This is a genomic window from Burkholderia sp. MSMB1078WGS, assembly GCF_001528895.1.
Classification (GTDB): domain Bacteria; phylum Pseudomonadota; class Gammaproteobacteria; order Burkholderiales; family Burkholderiaceae; genus Burkholderia.
The window spans coordinates 77,375-95,736 of the sequence record NZ_LPDI01000095.1; the positions used below are offsets into that span (position 1 = coordinate 77,375).

At 67.8% G+C, this 18,362-nt stretch carries 19 protein-coding genes and 1 pseudogene; 5 read left to right on the forward strand and 15 right to left on the reverse strand.

Annotated elements, in window-relative coordinates; genetic code table 11:
* Positions 1-8: 8 nt before the first annotated feature.
* From WT24_RS23450 to WT24_RS23475, 6 genes are all read right to left on the reverse strand, one after another.
* Entirely contained in the window at positions 9-593 is a 585-nt protein-coding gene (locus tag WT24_RS23450) for a hypothetical protein (protein ID WP_060036005.1), read from the reverse strand.
* Between the two features lie 190 nt (positions 594-783).
* Positions 784-1,149 (reverse strand): response regulator, encoded by a 366-nt coding sequence (locus WT24_RS23455; protein WP_006486240.1) that lies wholly within the window; start codon positions 1,147-1,149, stop codon positions 784-786.
* A 36-nt stretch (positions 1,150-1,185) separates the two neighbouring features.
* Positions 1,186-2,145: a chemotaxis protein CheX gene (locus WT24_RS23460; protein ID WP_059795650.1), complete on the reverse strand. Its 960-nt coding sequence runs from the start codon at positions 2,143-2,145 to the stop codon at positions 1,186-1,188.
* Between the two features lie 22 nt (positions 2,146-2,167).
* The gene (locus WT24_RS23465) at positions 2,168-2,746 is read right to left on the reverse strand and encodes a hypothetical protein (protein WP_060036006.1); all 579 of its coding nucleotides are present in this window, start codon (positions 2,744-2,746) and stop codon (positions 2,168-2,170) included.
* Positions 2,743-3,471, reverse strand: a complete 729-nt coding sequence (locus tag WT24_RS23470) for a methyl-accepting chemotaxis protein (RefSeq protein WP_059795686.1) — start codon at positions 3,469-3,471, stop codon at positions 2,743-2,745. Before WT24_RS23470 ends, WT24_RS23465 begins: the two co-directional genes overlap by 4 nt.
* 22 nt (positions 3,472-3,493) lie before the next feature.
* Positions 3,494-5,881: an MCP four helix bundle domain-containing protein gene (locus WT24_RS23475; protein WP_060036007.1), complete on the reverse strand. Its 2,388-nt coding sequence runs from the start codon at positions 5,879-5,881 to the stop codon at positions 3,494-3,496.
* Between the two features lie 96 nt (positions 5,882-5,977).
* Here WT24_RS23475 and WT24_RS33495 point away from each other — a divergent pair, with 96 nt between their 5' ends.
* Entirely contained in the window at positions 5,978-6,226 is a 249-nt protein-coding gene (locus WT24_RS33495; RefSeq protein ID WP_179949388.1) for a hypothetical protein, read from the forward strand.
* Between the two features lie 65 nt (positions 6,227-6,291).
* Here the strand turns inward: WT24_RS33495 and WT24_RS23480 are convergent.
* Both WT24_RS23480 and WT24_RS23485 read right to left on the reverse strand, forming a co-directional pair.
* Positions 6,292-6,690, reverse strand: a pseudogene (locus WT24_RS23480) (type II toxin-antitoxin system VapC family toxin); the annotation flags it as partial.
* The gene (locus WT24_RS23485; protein ID WP_059795644.1) at positions 6,687-6,929 is read right to left on the reverse strand and encodes an antitoxin; all 243 of its coding nucleotides are present in this window, start codon (positions 6,927-6,929) and stop codon (positions 6,687-6,689) included. The pseudogene WT24_RS23480 and the gene WT24_RS23485, both read right to left, overlap by 4 nt.
* A 256-nt stretch (positions 6,930-7,185) precedes the next feature.
* Between WT24_RS23485 and WT24_RS23490 the strand changes: the two genes are divergently transcribed.
* Complete coding sequence (locus WT24_RS23490) at positions 7,186-7,875, forward strand: alpha/beta hydrolase (protein ID WP_060036008.1); 690 nt, start codon at positions 7,186-7,188, stop codon at positions 7,873-7,875.
* 57 nt (positions 7,876-7,932) lie between these two features.
* On the opposite strand, the gene WT24_RS23495 is transcribed toward WT24_RS23490, so the two are convergent.
* Together WT24_RS23495 and aspA are read right to left on the reverse strand one after the other, a co-directional pair.
* Positions 7,933-9,435 carry an amino acid permease gene (locus tag WT24_RS23495; RefSeq protein ID WP_059795640.1) on the reverse strand — a complete coding sequence of 501 codons (1,503 nt, stop codon included), beginning with the start codon at positions 9,433-9,435 and terminating at the stop codon, positions 7,933-7,935.
* 103 nt (positions 9,436-9,538) lie between these two features.
* Complete coding sequence (gene aspA / locus WT24_RS23500; protein ID WP_059500795.1) at positions 9,539-10,945, reverse strand: aspartate ammonia-lyase; 1,407 nt, start codon at positions 10,943-10,945, stop codon at positions 9,539-9,541.
* A gap of 141 nt (positions 10,946-11,086) precedes the next feature.
* Between aspA and WT24_RS23505 the strand changes: the two genes are divergently transcribed.
* Positions 11,087-12,061, forward strand: a complete 975-nt coding sequence (locus WT24_RS23505) for a LysR family transcriptional regulator (RefSeq protein WP_060036009.1) — start codon at positions 11,087-11,089, stop codon at positions 12,059-12,061.
* 57 nt (positions 12,062-12,118) lie between these two features.
* On the opposite strand, the gene WT24_RS23510 is transcribed toward WT24_RS23505, so the two are convergent.
* The 4 genes from WT24_RS23510 to WT24_RS23530 form a co-directional block, all read right to left on the reverse strand.
* A complete protein-coding gene (locus WT24_RS23510; RefSeq protein WP_060036010.1) occupies positions 12,119-13,180 on the reverse strand; it encodes an asparaginase in 1,062 nt (353 codons plus the stop codon).
* 256 nt (positions 13,181-13,436) lie between these two features.
* Complete coding sequence (locus WT24_RS23520) at positions 13,437-14,459, reverse strand: DUF2891 domain-containing protein (RefSeq protein ID WP_059795685.1); 1,023 nt, start codon at positions 14,457-14,459, stop codon at positions 13,437-13,439.
* Between the two features lie 19 nt (positions 14,460-14,478).
* The gene (locus WT24_RS23525) at positions 14,479-15,429 is read right to left on the reverse strand and encodes a DUF979 domain-containing protein (protein WP_059500799.1); all 951 of its coding nucleotides are present in this window, start codon (positions 15,427-15,429) and stop codon (positions 14,479-14,481) included.
* Positions 15,426-16,115, reverse strand: coding sequence for a DUF969 domain-containing protein (locus WT24_RS23530; RefSeq protein ID WP_060036011.1), 690 nt, complete (start codon positions 16,113-16,115; stop codon positions 15,426-15,428). The genes WT24_RS23525 and WT24_RS23530 overlap by 4 nt, the downstream gene beginning before the upstream one ends.
* Before the next feature lie 271 nt (positions 16,116-16,386).
* Here WT24_RS23530 and WT24_RS23535 point away from each other — a divergent pair, with 271 nt between their 5' ends.
* Positions 16,387-16,611 carry a hypothetical protein gene (locus tag WT24_RS23535; protein ID WP_060036012.1) on the forward strand — a complete coding sequence of 75 codons (225 nt, stop codon included), beginning with the start codon at positions 16,387-16,389 and terminating at the stop codon, positions 16,609-16,611.
* Positions 16,612-16,935: 324 nt separating this feature from the next.
* On the opposite strand, the gene WT24_RS35470 is transcribed toward WT24_RS23535, so the two are convergent.
* On the reverse strand, positions 16,936-17,154 hold the full coding sequence (locus tag WT24_RS35470; RefSeq protein WP_257127255.1) for a hypothetical protein: 219 nt from the start codon (positions 17,152-17,154) through the stop codon (positions 16,936-16,938).
* A 179-nt stretch (positions 17,155-17,333) separates the two neighbouring features.
* On the opposite strand from WT24_RS35470, the gene WT24_RS23540 reads away from it, so the two are divergent.
* Positions 17,334-18,335: a chemotaxis response regulator protein-glutamate methylesterase gene (locus WT24_RS23540; RefSeq protein ID WP_059500800.1), complete on the forward strand. Its 1,002-nt coding sequence runs from the start codon at positions 17,334-17,336 to the stop codon at positions 18,333-18,335.
* Positions 18,336-18,362: the final 27 nt, after the last annotated feature.

An 18,362-nucleotide genomic window follows, 5' to 3' on the forward strand; every position in this document is an offset into this window, starting at 1 on the left:
GTTTCGTGCTACGGACGCGACCGATAGAACGACACGTCGATCCGGGACTGTGTCTTGCAGCGATACATCACGCCGCGCCCCGTTTCGTCGGTCACGCCTTCGTACAGCCCGTTGCAGCCCGTCACCTTGTACCGCGCGAACGGAACGCGCTTGCCGTCCGTCGGACGGACCAGCACCGGAATGCGTCCGGTCGGGCCGTCGCCGATCATGCGGACGAGCACCATGCGCGCCGCATCGATCGGCGCGTCGGAACGCATGTAGATCGTGCGCCCCTGCGCGTCGGTGGTGCCTTCGACTTCGAGTTCCCGGCTGTCCTGGGTCGCGCTGGTGTAAAGCGCGAACGCATAGCGCGTGTTCGGCAGCGCCTGCCTGGTGGCGGGGTCGTGCAGCACGAAATAGCATCCGTTTGCGCCCCGCCCGGCCGACGCCTGCCCGTTGGCCTGCGTGGGATTGCACGTGTACGACGAGCCGTCGCCCGCGGCCGCCGTGTGTGCATGCTGTGGCCCCGTGTTCGCGCATCCGCCCGCCAGCGCGGCGACCAGCGATACGCACGCGCCGCGCAAGCGCGCGGGCCGACCGATTCCGGTTTTCATTGGAAGGTGTACCGTTCCCGATGTTGTCAATGCCGGGCGTGCCGTGCATGACACACCGGCACGCCGCCCTCGGCAACCGGCAGGATACGGACATCGCGGCGCGCTGTAAATCGCGCCGGCAACCGGCCACGCGCCCCGAACCGCAGCGTCGAACGCCGGCGCGGCATCGGGCCCGCGCCGGCCGCGCGCGTCAGCCCGCGAGCTTCTTCAGCGCGTCGAGCACCGCATCGCCCTTGAACGGCTTCACGATCCAGCCCTTCACGCCGGCGGCCTTGCCGCGCTCCTTCATCGCCGGGCTGCTTTCGGTCGTCAGCATCACGACGTTGACCGCCGTGTTCGCCAGTTCGCCGCGAATCTTCTCGACCATCGTCAGGCCGTCCATGTTCGGCATGTTCACGTCGCTGATCACGAGGCGCACGCCGGGCGTCGCCTTGAGCTTCGCGAGCCCGTCCTTGCCGTCGACGGCCGTCGCGACGTCGAGCCCGTGATTGCGCAGGAAGCCCGCCACTTCGTCGCGCACCGTGCCCGAATCGTCGACCACCAGAATCTTTGCCATGTCGTATTCCCCTTTCGTCGTTGCTGACTTCAACATTCAAAACAGTTCGAGTTCGCCCGATTCGACCATCGGCCCGACGTCCTGCACCGATTCGCGGAAATCCTCCGGCGACCAGCTCAGGCTGAACACGAAACGTTGGTCGAGACGGACCGAGCGCCCCGATGCCGGATCGGTCATCCGGTACTTGAAACAGAGCTGCGGACAATCGCCGCCGAACGAGATGAACTTCTGCTTGTGATTGACGACGAGCGGCACCTGCACCGGATGGCGCGCCAGCGCCTCGGCGTCGCCGAGATAGCGGTTCTTGAACGCGCCCCACACGAGATTGGTCAGCTCGCCGAGCACGCTGTTCACGTCGCGGAAATCCGGCGCGCGGCTGCCGTCGCGCGAGCCGCCGAGCATGTCGAGCAGCGGCTGCTCGCTCGTCTGCAGGAGCATGTAGCCGCGGCACCACGCGCTTTCGAGCGCGATCAGGCTGAACACCTCGCCGAAGATGATCTGGTCGCGCACGATGCACGGCGTGTCGTGCTCGATCGTCATGCCCGGGAACAGGCTGTCGAGGCGCGCCTCGGTGATCTCCGAGATGCCGCGCACGAGCGCGTTCGGGTAGTCGCGCCCAAACAGGTATTCGTCGATCGCGCGCTCGAGCGGCGTCATGTCGTCGGCGACGTAGGCCGCGCACGCGACACGCGCGAGCGCATCGGGCAGCCCGTCGCGCGACGCGAGCGATTCGCGGCGCAGGATGATCGGCAGCTCGGGCCGCAGCGCGTCGATCTGCGTCGCGATGATCGCGCTCTCGGCCGGCGAGCCGCCGTAATCCTCGGCCAGCAGGATCGCGCCGAGATCGATGTTCGAGCGCAGCACCTTCAGCAGCCGGCTGCGCCGCACGGTCAGGCCGACCAGGTTGTGCTCGTCGCAGAAACGCTTGATCGCGTCGGCATGCACACGGCTGTCGTCGAGCACGAGCACCTTGCTGACGGGTTGGTCTTCGGTCATCTGATGGATTCCTGATGGTCGGTCAGAACAGTTCGAGCTCGCCGCCGGTTTCCACCGTGGCCGCTTCCGGCACATGGAAATCGACCGGCGCGTTCGCGCACACGCACAGCGTCGCGCCGACCCGCACGTCGTCGAACGTCAGGTCGTACGCGGCCACGTAATCGGGCGAGAGCGCGTGCATGTAATCGATGCTCGCGCCGCTCAGCAGGTAAGGCGTCGACATCCCGAGATCGGGAAACGGCGCGGTCAGCGCCTGGTTGATCGCGCCGCAACACAGGTTCGCGGCTTCCATGAACGCGTCGGTCAGCGGCCGCGCGTTGCCCGCGCCTGCCGCCGTGCCGACGAAATGGCGGCGCGTCGCGTCGTCGTCGCTGAAGCGCAGCGCGAGCAGCAGGCGGAAGTGCAGCGCCGAGATCGTCAGCACGACCACATATTCGGGCGCCTTCGATTTCGATCGCGACGTCGCCTGCAAGCGATCGGGCGCGTCATGTTCGTGGCCGGTGGCCGGCCGGATGTCGCACGCGCCGCCGGATGCGAGCCGCGTGCGCGCGGCATCGAAAAAGATCCGCTCGAAACCGGCTCTCGCCTGCGCGCCGATCACGCGGCCTCTCCTTCGATCCGCGCGTGCAGTTGCCCGGCCAGCGTCTCGACGGTCGCGAGCGCGGCCGTGATCATCTTGCCGCCGGCCTGGATGTCCTGGAACGTCGCGGCGGTCACGAGATCGTTGCGGTTCAGGCTGTCGCGATAGCTGTTCGACAATTGCTGCGAGCGCGCGGCCAGCCCGCGCACCTCGCTCGCGACGATCGAGAAGCCGCGCCCGGCCGTGCCCGCGCGCGCGGCCTCGATCGACGCGTTCAGCGACACGATCGACACGTGCGCGACGATCGCCGACAGCTCCTGGTTCTTCGTGCGCATGTCCTGGTTCTGCGTGGTCAGCGAGATCATCTGCTCGTGCCAGCGCTCGAACGTGCCGGCTAGCCCGCGCAGGCGCGCGGCTTCGTCGGCGATCTTCATCGCGTGCTGCGCGAGCGCCGCGCGATCGGCCGACAGCGCCTGCAACGCGTCGCGCTGCGCGCCGTGCGCGGACGCCTCGCGCGCCAGCGCCTCCTCGAGCTGCGCCTCGCGCCGCGCCCATGCGTCGGCCGCTTCCGCATGCGCCGACGCCGCTTCTTCCGCGCGTGCACGGGCGGCGTCGAGCGCGTCGCGCAACGCATCGGCCTCGCGCGCCAGCGCCGCGACGTGCCGCCTGCGCATCACGCGAAACGCGATCGCCGCCGCCACGGCGACGACCGCGCCGCCCGCCAGCGCGGCGGCCATCTGAATCATCCACGCCTGCACGATCACGCCGTCACTCCGCTGCGCCGATATCCGCGCTGCGCGCCCGCTGGGCGGGCCCCGCGCCATGCGCGGCACCGTCCGCCGCGAAGCGCGCCGGCAGCGACACGATCGTCTCGAACGCGCGATACGGCGCGCCGACGCGATCGTCGGTGAAGCGCAGCGCGATATCGCCGCCCTCGCGCTTCAGGAAATTGCGCACCGCGTCCATGCCGACGCCGCGTCCGGATACTTCGGTCACCGTCTGCGCGGTCGAAAAACCCGGCCGGAAGATCAGTTCCGCGACCTCCTCGTCAGACAGTGCCGCCGCGTCGTCGGCATCGATCCAGCCGCGCTCGCGCGCGATGCCGCGAATCCGGTCGAGCGCGAGGCCGCGGCCGTCGTCGCCGAGCACGAACCACAGCTCGCCGCCGCCCACGCCGACCGCGATATCGATCGTGCCGGACGCCGCCTTGCCGGCCGCGCGCCGCACGTCGGACGATTCGATCCCGTGGTCGATCGAATTGCGCAGCAGGTGCATGAATACGTTCTTCAGCGTCGCGACGATCTCGCTGCGCACGCGCTGGCCGTGGCTGTCGATATGCACGACGGGCGCCGGCTTGCCGAGCTCGGCCGCGAGCGACGGCAGCGACTCGATCACGCTGCCGAGCGCCTCGCCGATACCCTGGGTGCCGAGCTGGCTCAACATGCGCCGCACGGCATCGCGCGCCGCGTGCCAGTCGGACGCATTTGCCGGATCGGCGCCGTCGAGCACGCGCAGGCTTTCGCTGATGCGCGCGCGCTCGACCATCAGGAAATCGGCGCCGCTTTGCGCCGGCTCGCTGCTGCGGCCGAGCGTGACCGCGTTGATCGTCGCGTAGTGATCGACGGCTTCGCGCACGCGCGCCAGGTCGTCCATCAGCGCGTCGCGGTTCCACTCGGGGCCGCTGTCCGCGCGCCGCAGCGATTCGTACGCCTGCTCCGCTTCGTGGACGATGTTCGTCAGATGCTGGAGGCTGTAGGTGCGCGCATTGCCCTTGATCGTGTGCATGTTGCGGAACAGCGCCGCGACGATCGAATGATCGGCGCGCTCGTGCTGGCGGATCATCCGCTCGTTCTCGCTGAGGAAGCCCTTCGCGCTGTGCACGAAGTCGTGGAACTTGTCCTGGCTGATCGACAGGATCTCGCCGATCATCTCGAGGCGCCGCTGCTGCTCGCCGGCCTGCGCGGTCAGCTCGCGGATCTCGGTCACGTCGCGCACGCACAGCATCAGGCGCACCACCGTGTCGGTCTCGTCGGTGATCGCCGACCAGCTCAGATCGAGCCATTTCTCGCGGCCGTCCGGCATCCGCTTCGCGACTTCGTTGACGAGCAGGTGCTCGTTGAACGCGAAGTTCATGCTGTCTTCGCCCAGGCACGCGTGCACGGCCGCATCGACCTGCGAACGCGCGTCGGCGCCGATCGCCGAATCGTCGAACACGAGCGCCATCAGGTCGCGGCCGGCAATGTCGTTCGTCTCGAAGATGGTTTCGAGGTACGCCGAATACTCCGCATGCACGACGCCGCCTTCGACGACGGTCAGGATGCCCTGCTGCATGTTCTGCAGCATCGCCTGGATGTCGGCCGTCTTCTGCTTCAGTTGCGCGGCGTTCTCCTGGATCTTCTCGATCATCCCGTTGAACGCGACGATCGAATGGCCGATTTCGTCCATCCGGCCCACCGGCACGCGGCGCGTGAAATCCTGGCTCCTCGCGATCTCGCTCATCGCCGTCTGCATCCCGATCAGCGGGCGCGTGATCTGGCGATACAGCACGAGGCCGAGCGCGGTCAGCAACACGATCACCGTGCCGGCGACGGCCGCGATCGCGGTCGCCGTGGTCGCGAGCATCCCGTTCAGCGCGCCGATCGCGTCGTCCTTCTGGCGGTTCTTCTCGACGCGCAGCGTGTCGACGATGCTTTCGAGTTCGTCGCGATACTGCGCGACGTTCGCGAACAGGTAGGCCTGCGCCATCTCGGCCTTGCCGTCCGCCTTCATCTTCACGGTGTCGTCGATCGCCGCGAAATAGTTGGCGGCACTGTCCTTCGCCTGCGCGACGAGCCCTTCCTGCGCGCGGCCGACCGCCGATTTCGCCTGCGCGTCGAGCGCGGCGCGCAGTGCGGCCTGCTTCGCCTTCAGCTCGTCGCGCGCCTGCGCGGCGGTGTTCGCGTCGGGCGCGTAGACGAGCGTCATCGTCGCGATCTGGATGTTCTTCACGTCGGCGACGAGATCCGCCGACGCGAGCGCGCTCGGCACGATTCCCTGGGTGACCTGACGCACCTCGGATGCGCTCTTGCGCGTCTGGTACACGGCATAGATGCCGATCGCGGACAGCGCGAAGAACGTCAGGACGACTAGTAGCGTAATGCGATGACGGATGGTCATGAGTACAGCTCCCCGCAGCGATCCGGCTTCGATCGCCCTCTGGTCTAATGAAAGAATGTGAGCGCCGAATTATCGGGGATGGTGTATGACTGTCCGATGACCGACAATCAATCGTTCATTGAGGAAATTGAAATGAATAATTGTGCGGGGAAAAGCCTAAAGTTTTTCGCGGATTTGCCGTTAACTCGCCACCGCCATATGCAGCACGGCCACGGCGCCCGACGCATCGCCGCAATAGCGGATATTCATCGTTTTATTCATGCTCCGCGAAATCCGTTTTATCGAATGCCGGTAAAACGTTTGCGCATTATCGGCGAGCCGGTTTATTTCGGCCTCTTTTTATAATCGATGCTGCGTTCGCCTGGCAGGCTCGTTAATGTCGCCCGTGCATGATCCGCCGCTCGGCCTTCGCTCGGTTCGGCGAGCCAGTCTTCGAATTGCAGCCGCGGAACCCGCCCGAATTCGCGGACATTGTGCGTGACGAGCACGAGATGCCGGGCGCGCGCCTGCCCTGCGATCAACGCGTCGTAAGGGCCGATCGCCGTACCGGCCGCGATCAGATGCGCACGAATTTCGCCCGCATGCTGCGCATCCTCGGTGTCGAACGGGACGACCTCGAACTGAAGCGCGTCGACACGTGCGACGTTCGCTGCCGCTCGCCGACTCTTGTACGCGCCGTAATAAAGCTCATGCGCGACGATCGCCGGGATCCCGAAATCGGCCGGCCGCCAGGCATGCAGACGGGCCAGCATTGCCGGCTCGCCCTCGAGAATGGCGATCACCGCGGTGGTGTCCAGCAGGAACTTCATTCGAACACATCCAGGCCCGAGCGCTCCTGAGCGGACGGCTGCGTGGTCGCCGCAGCCTCGAAGTCGGCGTCGACGGGGCCGATCAGCGGCGTCAGCCATGCCCAGTCTTGCGGCACCGGTTCAAGAATGACGGACGCCCCATGGCGGCGGATGCGCACCTCGGCCGTATCGAAGCGGAAATCCTTCGGCAGCCGGACGGCCTGCGAGCCGCGATGCTTGAAGATCTTTGCCGTGTCCATCTTCGCGCCCTCACGTATCTACAAAATGCATCTATTTTGTCAACGCACGTGAGAATGACGAGTCGTCCGATCGGCCTGCTGCCGAAAGGTTGCCGGGCCGTTGGCCCATGCCTGGCGGCATGGCGTCGCGATCCGTTCCCGCAGCGCACCGCGGCCCGATTCGTTCCCCCGCGGAAACAATCAATCCCGCCCCGGCGATTCCCGTCCCGATCCGCCCGCTCTAGACTGTCGCATCGTTCCCTTTCGGACTCACGCAATGACCGACGTTCTGCCGCTGACCACCGATCCCGAATCCGGGCTGCAGTACCGGCTGCGCCCGGCCAACGGCCGCCCCGCCGCCCGCCTGTTGCTGCTGCACGGCGTCGGCGGCAACGAAACCAACCTGCTGAACGTGGCCGGCACAATCGATCCGCGCATCGAAATCGCGTTCGTGCGCGGCCCGCTCACGTTCGGGCCGGATCAGCATGCATGGTTTCCGGTGCGTTTCGGCCCGAACGGCCCTGAAATCGATGCGGCGCGTGCCGACGAGAGCCGCGTGCAACTGATCGCGCTGCTGCACGCGCTCCGCGCGCGGGATGGCGCAGCCCCCGCGTCGGCCACCGTGATCGCCGGCTTCAGCCAGGGCGGCATCATGAGCGCGAGCGTCGGCCTCACGTCGCCGGGCGACGTGAGCGCGTTCGCCGTGCTGTGCGGCCGCATCCTGCCGGAAATCGATTCGCTGATCGCGCCGCGCGATGCGCTTCGCCCGCTGCACGCGTTGATCGTGCATGGCCGCTTCGACGACAAGCTGCCCGTCGCGTGGGCAGACAAGGCCGATGCGAAACTGGCGGCACTCGGCATCGCGCACGACACGCGGCTGTATGCGGCCGGACACGAGCTGACCGCGGAGATGGCCGGCGATTTCGGCCGATGGGTCGGCGAGCGCGCCGGCTTGAACCGGACTTGAACCGGACGCACCGCAGGCGCCGGCCCGCAAACGGACCGGCGCCTGCGGTGCATGGCATTACGCGTTCCGGGCAGGCTCGGCAACGGCGCGCGCCGATGCGGGCATCGCCGCCTGCTCGCGCACGGCTCCGCGTTTCGCCAGCTTCCAGCCGATCGCCAGCGCGAGCACGACGACCGGAATCATCGCAACGGTCCACGTGCCGCCCGGATAATCGAACGCCATCAGCACCAGCACGCTGACCAGGAACCCGAGCGTGAGCCACGACGTGAAAGGCGCGCCGGGCATCCGGAACGACACCGGGCTCAGTTCGCCGCGATCGACCGCGCGACGGAACAGGATCTGGCACATCACGATGAAGCCCCAGGTCGTGATGATCCCGAGCGACGCCATGTTCAGCACGATCTCGAACGCCTGCGCCGGCACGATGTAGTTCAGCGGCACGCCGATCGCATTGACCGCGACCGTGACGAGGATTCCACCATAGGGCACGCCGCGCGCGTTCATCCGCGACACGAAGCGCGGCGCGGAGCCGCCCATCGCGAGCGAGCGCAGCACGCGCCCGGTCGAATAGAGGCCGGAATTCAGGCTCGACAGCGCGGCAGTCAGCACCACGACGTTCATCACCGTGCCGACGTACGGCACACCGAGCTTGCTGAAGAACGTCACGAACGGGCTTTCGTGCGCGCTGTACGCGGTCCACGGCAACAGCATCGTCAGCAGCACGACCGAGCCGACGTAGAACAGCCCGATACGCCACATCACGCTGTTGATCGCCTTCGGCAACACCTTGCGCGCATCGGCGGTCTCGCCCGCCGCGACGCCGACGAGCTCGATGCTCGCGTATGCGAACACCACGCCCTGCACGATCAGCACGGCCGGCAGGATGCCGTGCGGGAAGATCCCGCCGTGATCCGCAACGAGATGCAGCCCCGGCATCTGGCCGGCGACCGGATGCCCGCTCGCGAGAAACACGGCGCCGACCGCGAGGAACAGCGCGAGCGTCCCCACCTTGACGATCGAGAACCAGAACTCCATCTCGCCGAACACCTTCACGCCGATCATGTTCATCACCGACACGATCCCGAGCGCGCCGAGCGCGAACACCCATTGCGGCACGTCGGTGAACACGGCCCAGTACTTCATGTAGATCGCGACCGCGGTGATGTCGACGATGCCGGTCGTCGCCCAGTTCAGGTAGTACATCCAGCCCGCGACGAACGACGCGCGTTCGCCCATGAACTCCCGTGCGTACGACACGAAGCTGCCGCTGGTCGGCCGGTGCATCACGAGCTCGCCGAGCGCACGCATGATCAGGAACGCGAACGCGCCGCACACGAGATACACGAGCGCCAGCGCGGGCCCCGCACTCTGCAGGCGGCCGCCCGCGCCGAGGAACAGGCCGGTGCCGATCGCGCCGCCCATCGCGATCATCTGCACGTGGCGCGGCTTCAACTTCTGTTCGTAGCCGGCTTCGTGCGACGCGAACATCGCATCGCGGTCGGCATGACGGGGATCCGCGCCGCCGGCCGTGTCGGCCGGGCGCTCGCTGGCGTGCTTCATGGTGTGTCTCCGTTTCTTGATGTATCGCGCCCGTCGACGGGCGCTGCGGGGAACGGCCACGCGCGGGCCGCCGGCGGCATGGGCCGGCGCCGCGCGGGCGGAATCAGTAGGCGCGCGGCCGGATCAGCGCTTCGGGCTGCAGCGCCTCGTCCAGTTGCGCGTCGGTCATCAACCCGTGAGCCAGCACGACTTCGCGGATCGACTTGCCGCTCTCGTGCGCTTCGGCGGCCACGGCGGTTGCGCGCTTGTAGCCGATGTACGGATTCAGCGCGGTGGCGAGCGCGACCGAGCGCTCCATCGTCTCGCGCAGCCGCTCGGGATTCGCGGTGATGCCGCTCACGCACCGCTGCGCGAGCGTCGTGCAGGCGGCCGTCAGGTGGCTGAAGCTGCGGAACAGCGCGCTGGCGATCACCGGTTCGAACGCGTTGAGCTGAAGCTGGCCGGCCTCGGCCGCGAAGGTGATGGTCACGTCGTTGCCGAACACCTCGAACGCGACCTGGTTGACGACTTCCGGGATCACCGGATTCACCTTGCCGGGCATGATCGACGAGCCGGCCTGCACCGGCGGCAGGTTGATCTCGCCGAAGCCCGCGCGCGGGCCGCTCGACAGCAGCCGCAGGTCGTTACAGATCTTCGACAGCTTGACGGCGATCCGCTTGAGCACGCCCGACACCTGGACGAACGCGCCGCAATCCTGCGTCGCCTCGATCAGGTTCGGCGCGGTGCTCAGGTCGAGCCCGGTGATCCGGCGCAGCGCGGCCAGCGCCTTCTCCGCGTACTGCGGGTGGGCGGTGATGCCCGTGCCGATCGCGGTCGCGCCGAGGTTGATCTCGCGAATCAGCCAGCCTGCCTCCTGCAGCCGCGCGATGTCTTCCGTCAGCATGACTGCGTAGGTCGAGAATTCCTGGCCGAGCGTCATCGGCACCGCGTCCTGCAGTTGAGTGCGGCCGAGCTTCAGCAAACCGGCGAACGCGTCGGCCCGCTCGGCGAACGCATCGCGCAGCCGCGCCATCGCTTCGAGCAGATGTTCGACCGCGAAGCACGTCGCGATCCGGATCGCGGTCGGATAGACGTCGTTGGTGCTCTGCGCGAGATTGACGTGCTCGTTCGGGTGCAGATATTCGTACTGTCCGCGCGCGTGCCCCATGATTTCGAGCGCGCGGTTGCAGATCACCTCGTTCGCGTTCATGTTGGTCGACGTGCCGGCGCCGCCCTGGATGACGTCGACGACGAACTGGTCGTGCAGCCGCCCTTCGCGGATCTCGACGCACGCGGCGGCGATCGCATCGCGGTACGGCCGCGGCAGCAGGCCCAGTTCGCAGTTGGCGTCGGCCGCCGCTTCCTTCACGGCCGCGAGCGCCATCACGAGGTACGGCAGCGACGCAATGGTGCGGCCCGAAATGTCGAAATTTTCTTTCGCGCGCAGCGTGTGGACGCCGTAATAGGCGGCATCCGGAATACTTCGTTTGCCTAAAAGATCCGCTTCGACGCGGAAGCCGTTTTCGGTCATCGTGCCCTCCAGGATGTCTCGTGCCGCTCGTCGTTCGCCGCTTGCCGACGCGACGGGTTCGCATTCTATGCCTTTGCAAAAACAAGCTCCCTTCTGTATTATCGAAAGCGGTTTTGCGTGTGGCGCAACAGCGAGAATCGAATGAAGAAAGGCGCGAGAGAAACCGGCATCGATCACCTCGGCGCGATGCGCGCGTTCGTGCGCGTGGTCGAAACGGGGAGTTTTTCGGCGGTCGCGAAGGAGATGCACGTGTCGACGTCGACGGTCGCGCGCAAGGTGACGGCGATCGAGGAGGCGCTCGGGGTCGCGCTGCTGCACCGCTCGACGCACAGCGTGACGCTCACCGAAGCCGGCCATATCTATCTGGAGCGCGCGGTCACGCTGATCGCCGATCTCGACGACACGCTGCGCGTCGTCGCCGAGCTGAATGCGCAGCCGAGCGGCCCGCTGAAGCTCACCGCGCCGGTCGCGTTCGGCCGCCGTCACCTCGCGCCGCTGATCGCGCCGTTCCTGGCGCGCTATCCGACGATCCAGCTCGACGTGCGGCTCACCGACAACCACAACGACCTCGTGGCCGGCGGCTTCGACCTCGACATCCACGAAGGCGAGAACTACCTGGACAACCTGGTCGTCCACCGGCTGTCGCGCAACGACAGCATCCTGTGCGCGACGCCCGGCTACCTCGACCGCTGCGGGCGCCCGGCGACGCCGGACGACCTGAAGCACCACAACTGCCTGCGCTACGTGCATCCGGAAGGCGATCCGCGCTGGGCTTTCGTGAACGGCGACACCCAGCACAGCGTGCTGCCGGCCGGCAATCTCGTCACCGACCATTCGGAGCTGCTGCTGGAAGCGACCTGCGCGGGGCTCGGCATCGCGGAATTCGAGATCTGGCTGGTGCGCGACCTGCTCGCGAGCGGCCAGCTCGAAGCCGTGCTGCCGCGCTACCGGCTGCAGAACCGGCTGACCGGCGAATTCATCTACATCGCATATCTGGCGAACCGGCGCAGCTCGGCGAAGCTGCGCGTGCTGAAGGATTTTCTCGTGGAACACCTCGCGCAGATCGGCGAGCTGTCGGATCGGGAACTGGCGAAGCTTCACCACGCACGCGCGTAGCGTGCGCCGATGCACGGCCCGGATCGCGGGCTGGCGGCATCGGCGCGGCGGCCGCGTTCAGGCCGCCTGCAATTCGAACGGGAACGTCACGTGCCCGAACTCGACTCCCTGCGTGTTGAGCATCCGCGGCCGGTGAAAGCCAGCCAGTTGCGCGCGCTGCTCGGCCGTGCCGATCTGCAGCCGCTCGAGGATTTCGCTCACGACCATATAGAGCACGTCGAGATTGCCGTCCTCGATCTTCACCGAGATGCCGAGCGCGCCGTCCGCGCCGAGTTGCCGCGTGCGTTCCGACGCGCGCACGCCGATCCCGTAGCACGCATCCGCGCCGAGCTTGCCGACCACCTGCCCGCCGAACGCGTTCATCAGCACCGTGCAATAGCGCCCGTCGCCTGCGACCAGTTCCGGATAGGCGGTCATCGCACGGTGAATGCGCGCCAGTGCGCGCACGCGATCGGTGAGCGCGCCGCCCGCTTCCGCCGCGTCCGCGCCGTCGGCCAGCGACGCGTACAGGCGCGCCAGCCGATCCAGCGAGAACGCCGGCGTCGGCAGGTTGCAGCCGTCGATGCCCCAGTCGACTTCGTCGTCGCGCAGGCCGCACGCGTCGGCCACCGCGTGCTTCACGCGCACCTGCATCGGATGGTCGGGCAGATGGTAATCGGCGATCGCGGCGCCGATCGCGCGCGCGCCCGCCAGCATCCCGACATGCTTGCCCGAACAGTTGCTGCATACGCTAGTCGGCGTGTAGTCGCGCTTGATCCATGATCGGTACACCGCGTCGGACAACGGCGGATGGCCGCCGCAGCGCAAATCCGATTCGTGCGCGTCGACCTTCTCGAGCATCGCGCGCGTGCGTTCGATGTGACGGTCCTCGCTGCTGTGCGACGCGCACATCAACGCGATGTCCGCGTCGTCGAAGCCGAAACGTTCCGGCGCGCCCGTCTCGATCACCGACAGCGCCTGGGCCGGCTTGGCGGCCGACCGCGCGAGCGTCATCCGGAACGGATCGCCGAACCGGGCCAGCAGCCGGCCGCGGGCGTCGACTACCGCCACATGGGCGACGTGCGTGTTCTCGATCGCATTGCCGCGGTACGTGACGACCGCTGCGCGTGGGGTGTCCATCCTCTTCTGTCTCCTTGCTCGGGGGCCTGATGCCGGGGCCCGTCCAACCGGTACGGCAGTGTAGCGAGTCGTCGTCGCCGCGCGTCGGTCCCGTCATGGAAAGCGGTGTTGCGCACGATGCAAAGCCGGTCGAACGGCAGCGGCAACGCGTCGATTGGCTGCCCATCGGGATGGCGCCACACGTCGCGGTCGATCCGGCATTCGGCGCACGGCAGGTCGGACGGTGCCCGGTCCTGCCCGGCCGGGCGATTTCGCGCTACGCGTCCAGCGCGAGCAACGCGAACGTCGCGAGCCAGTGCTCGCCCATGTAGTCGCCGGCCACGTGCGCGAGTGCGCTCGCGAGATGCCGGTCGGCCGCGTCGAGCAGCTTCGCACGCCGTGCATCGCCTGCCGGCAGCGCGCCGGCCAGCGACCGCTGGCACCACGCGCGGCTCAGGTTCAGCCCGTCGAGGTGCGCGATCTTGCCGTCGCTGCGGTCGCTGACGGTCGCCGGCTCGAACAGCGTCGCGGGCTCGCCGCGCGCGAGGTCGGGCAGGAAGCGCGCGAACCAGCCGTCGAATTCGGCGGCCGGCAGCACGCGCCGCATCAGTTCGGCCTCCATCAGCGCGGGCGACAGGAATTCGTCGCCCGACGGTTCCCACGCCTGGCATGCGACGTCGTTCAGGTGCCAGCGCTTCGCGGTATCGACGATCAGCGCGGCAAGCCCGTCGCGCTGCGTGTCGCGGGCGAAATCGAGCGCGAGCGCCAGCGCGAACGCGGTGTTGAAGTGCGTGCCGACACGCAGCGGATAGGTCGCCTTCGGCAGGAAAGTCTCGAAGCGCGACACGAACAGGTCGGCCAGCGGCGCCATCGTCTTCGCCCAGCGCGCGGCCTGCGGCAGCACGCCCTTCAGCGCGAGCCGCTCGAGCTGCGCGGCGAGCGCGAGCAGCCACGCCCAGCCGTACGGCCGCTCGAAGCCGGCGTTGTGCGGCCGCGCGAGATACGCGCGCTCGCCGGCGACGTTCGCGTCGGTGAAATGCGCGTCGACGATCGCGACGATGCGTTCGGCTTCCGGCAATGCCGGGTAGCGTTCGAGCACGCGCAGCACGAGCCAGTAGCCGTGCACGCACGAGTGCCAGTCGTAGCTGCCGTAGAAGATCGGATGCAATGCGCGCGGCCCCTGCACGTCGTGCGGACCTTCGAGCGCATGCGTGAGCTTGTTCGGATATTCGCGGGTCAGGTGCGCGAGCGCGAGCGACGCGAATTTCGACGCGAGTTCGGGAGTGAGTCGGTCGGTCATGAGGATCTCGTCCATCGAGTCAGAAGCGGAATACGAACGCGTACATCAGCAGCGTGTTCACGGCCAGCAGCAGCACGGCCGTCGGCCACTGCATCTTGATCACGCCGTTCTTGTCCTTCAGTTCGAGCAGCGCCGCGGGCACGATGTTGAAGTTCGCGGCCATCGGCGTCATCAGCGTACCGCAGAAGCCGCTCAGCATCCCGATCGCGCCCATGATCGCCGGATTGCCGTGGAACTGATGGACGATCAGCGGCAGGCCGATGCCCGCCGTCATCACCGGGAACGCGGCGAAGCCGTTGCCCATGATCATCGTGAACAGCGCCATGCCGACCGTGTAGGCCGCGACCACCGCGAACGGCGAATCGATCGGCACCCATTCCTTCACGAGCCCCGACACCACCCCGCCAACGCCCGCGATCGCGAACAGCGCGCCGAGCGCCGCGAGCATTTGCGGCAGGATCGCGGCCCAGCCGACCGCATCCATCGTATGGCGCGCTTCCTTCAGCGCGTGCACGGGCGAATCGCGCAGCATCGCGAGCGCGACGACGAACGCGACGATCGTGCCCAGCACGAGCGAGATCAGCGTCACGCTCTTCGGGTCGACGAACGGCACGAGTTTCAGTGCGAACGTGCCGATCAGCGTGACGACCGGAATCAGCAGCGCGGGCAGGAACAACCGGTTGCCGAAGCGTTGCGCGAGCGTCTCGCGCCGCACGGCCGCCGCTTCGCCGGCCTCGTCCGACCGGCCGCGGCCGAGCCTGCCCGAACCGGCGATCAGCGCGAGCGCGATCGCGAGGCAGCCCGTGACGAAATGCGGCAGCAGCGCACCGAACAGGAACGTGACCGCGTAGATGGCCCAGAACGCGAAATTGACGACGCGCCGCGGGTTCGTGCGGTCCGTCAGGTTGAAGTACGCGAACGCGGCGAACATCAGCCCCGCGAGCGTGTACAGCGATTCGAGGCCGATCATCGCGCGCCCTCCTGCTTCACCAGGCCGAAGCCGCGCGCGAGCCGGCGGTCGAGCAGCGCAAGGCGCGTGCAGTGAATCAGCAGCGCGGCGATCGCGGTCGGGATCGCCCACACCGACAGGTGCAGCGGCTCGATGGCGATGCCGTTCTGTTCGAGAAAGCCCTTGATCAGCAGGATCGACTGGATCGCGATGAAGATGTCCTCGCCGAAGAACACGGCGACGTTGTCGGCGCCCGACGCGTGCGCGCGGATCTGCTGTCGCACCGACTCGGGCAGTTCGCCGTGCCGGCTGACCGCGGCGGCCTCGGCCATCGGCGCGATCAGCGGCCGCACCATCTGCGCGTGGCCGCCGAGCGACGTGAGACCGAGTGCGGCCGTCGCCTGGCGCAGCACGAAATACAGCATCAGCACGCGGCCCGTGGTGGCCGCATGCACGCGCGAGATCATCCGCTTCGCCTGCTCCTTGAGCCCGTTGCGCTCGAGCAGCGCGATCACCGGCAGCGTGAGCCAGATCAGCCCCATGTAGCGGTTCTCGGCGAACGCCTTGCCGAACGCGCCGACGATGTCGACGAGATTCAGCCCGCCCGCCAGCCCCGTCGCGATCCCCGCGATCGTGACCACCAGCAGCGCATTGAAGCGCAGCGCGAAGCCGATCACGACGATCGGCACCCCAATCAGCACCAGCATTTCTCCTCCGTGTGTCTGGACGCGCGGCACGTCGGCAACGCGTTGGCGGCCCGGTTTGCATCGGGCTCGGACGGCGAAATCTAACACGAGACTTTATCGATAAAAAGTCGACAATTTGCCGATTCGGGTAAACGTTGAAGCCGGCGGATACCGTGCGCGCGCCGTGTGTCGAGCGCATTTCATCGGACGAATCGGGTCGGCCCGCGCGCGTGGCGCAGCCCCGGGACGGCGACTACACTGAAAGGCATCGGCAACGTACGGGAGAGCCGCCATGATTGACGTATTCCAGACCATCGGCAGCCGCGCGTTCTCCGCTCATCTGGCGAAGGACGGGATGGTGACGCTGATGGAGCAACACCATGAAGTCGACCGCGTGACGCTCGCGACCGCTTATGCCGCGCTCGTCGAGGAAGCCGAGCAGGAAGGCGACCTGCGCGACGCGACGGTCGAAGGGATGATGCGCGCGCTGATCCAGGGCTACGCACGTAGCCATTGACGGTGCGGCGGGCGCGTACGCTGCGCGGCCCGATGCTCTCGACGGCCCGGTACGGCTCGCTACGGCCCGCCACGCGGCCGGCGCGCGCCCGCGCCCATGCCGGACCCACCGGCCCTCGCGCGGTTGCCGGTCGTCAGCCTGCGTGAAGCGCCTCGGCAAGTTCGCTGCCGCGCCATTGCCGGCGCGATCGCGTTCCGTCATGAAGGCTTCGGCCTCGTCGCGGCCGGCACACGGGATCGTGCTGAAATAACGCGCGCGCTGCGCATCGCGTTCGACCGGACAATCGCGGTAGATCGACGCATATCCGCTCTCGATGTAGATCCTCTACGGCAAACGGCCGTCGCGCGCGGTCGCGACCGGTGCGAACGGCGCGCGGCTGACGACGAGCAGGGTTTCGCGCGCGGTCCTCGGGATCCCGCTTTCTTTTTTTCGATGCCGGCACGGTAACATGCGGACTTTTGCGGCCTGTCCGGACAGGATCGACTGGCCCGCTTGCAGGCAATGCGGCACAGTCATAGAGGAAACGCACTGAAACGGCATCATGCGCTCATTTTTCGATTGCCGCCGCCCGCGCTGCATGACAGCATTCGGGCGTCGTCAACCGAAAAGAATGCCGCGCCGTCCGGCCGCCGATGCCGCCCGGCAGCGAGCGCCGAACAGGCTGCCCCCTCCATGAACCCGGCCCACCTCCAACACTACGAACCGACCGGAGAATTCCGCTTGTGAACATCGGCATCGTCAACGACCTCCCGCTTGCCGTCGAGGCGATGCGCCGCGCGATCGCGCGACGGCCCGAGCACCGCGTGCTGTGGGTCGCGACCGACGGCGCGCAGGCCGTCGAACTGTGCGCCGCGCAGCCGCCCGACATCGTGCTGATGGACCTGATCATGCCGAAATTCGACGGGATCGAAGCGACACGTCGGATCATGCGTTCCGAACGACCGTGCGCGATCCTGATCGTGACGAGCTGCATCGGCGCGAACGCGTGGCGCGTGTTCGAGGCGATGGGCGCCGGCGCGCTCGATGCGGTCGACACGCCGCGGCTCGGCGACGGTGCCGCCGGCGACACGACGAAACTGCTGCTCGCGAAGATCGACCAGATCGGCCGCCTGCTCGACGCGCCGGGCGGCACGCGCGTCGCCGGCGCGGCCGCGCGCGGCGGCGGCCCGCTGGTCGCGATCGGCGCATCGGCCGGCGGCCCCGGCGCGCTCGCGTCGATCCTCGGCAGCCTGCCGGCCGATTTCAATGCGCCGATCGTGATCGTGCAGCACGTCGATCGCGCGTTCGCCGAAGGCATGGCGCAATGGCTCGACGGTCAGACGCGGCTCGCCGTGCGCGTCGCGCGCGAAGGCGACCGCCCGCAGCCAGGCGTCGCGCTGCTCGCCGCGACCGACGATCACCTGCGCATCACGCGCGCCGGCACGCTCGAATACACGCGGGAACCGGCCGCCACGCCGTATCGGCCGTCGGTCGACGTGTTCTTCAACAGCCTGACCGAGCACTGGCCCGGCCGCGTGATCGGCGTGCTGCTCACGGGGATGGGACGCGACGGCGCGATCGGCCTGAAGGCGTTGCGGATGAAGGGCTACCATACGATCGCGCAGGACGAGGCGACGAGCGCGGTGTACGGAATGCCGAAGGCGGCGGCGACGCTCGGCGCGGCGCGTGCGATCCTGCCGCTCGGGCGCATCGCGGGCGAGCTGGCGGCGCTCGCGCGGCTCTGAACCCGACGATGACCGCGCGCAACACCC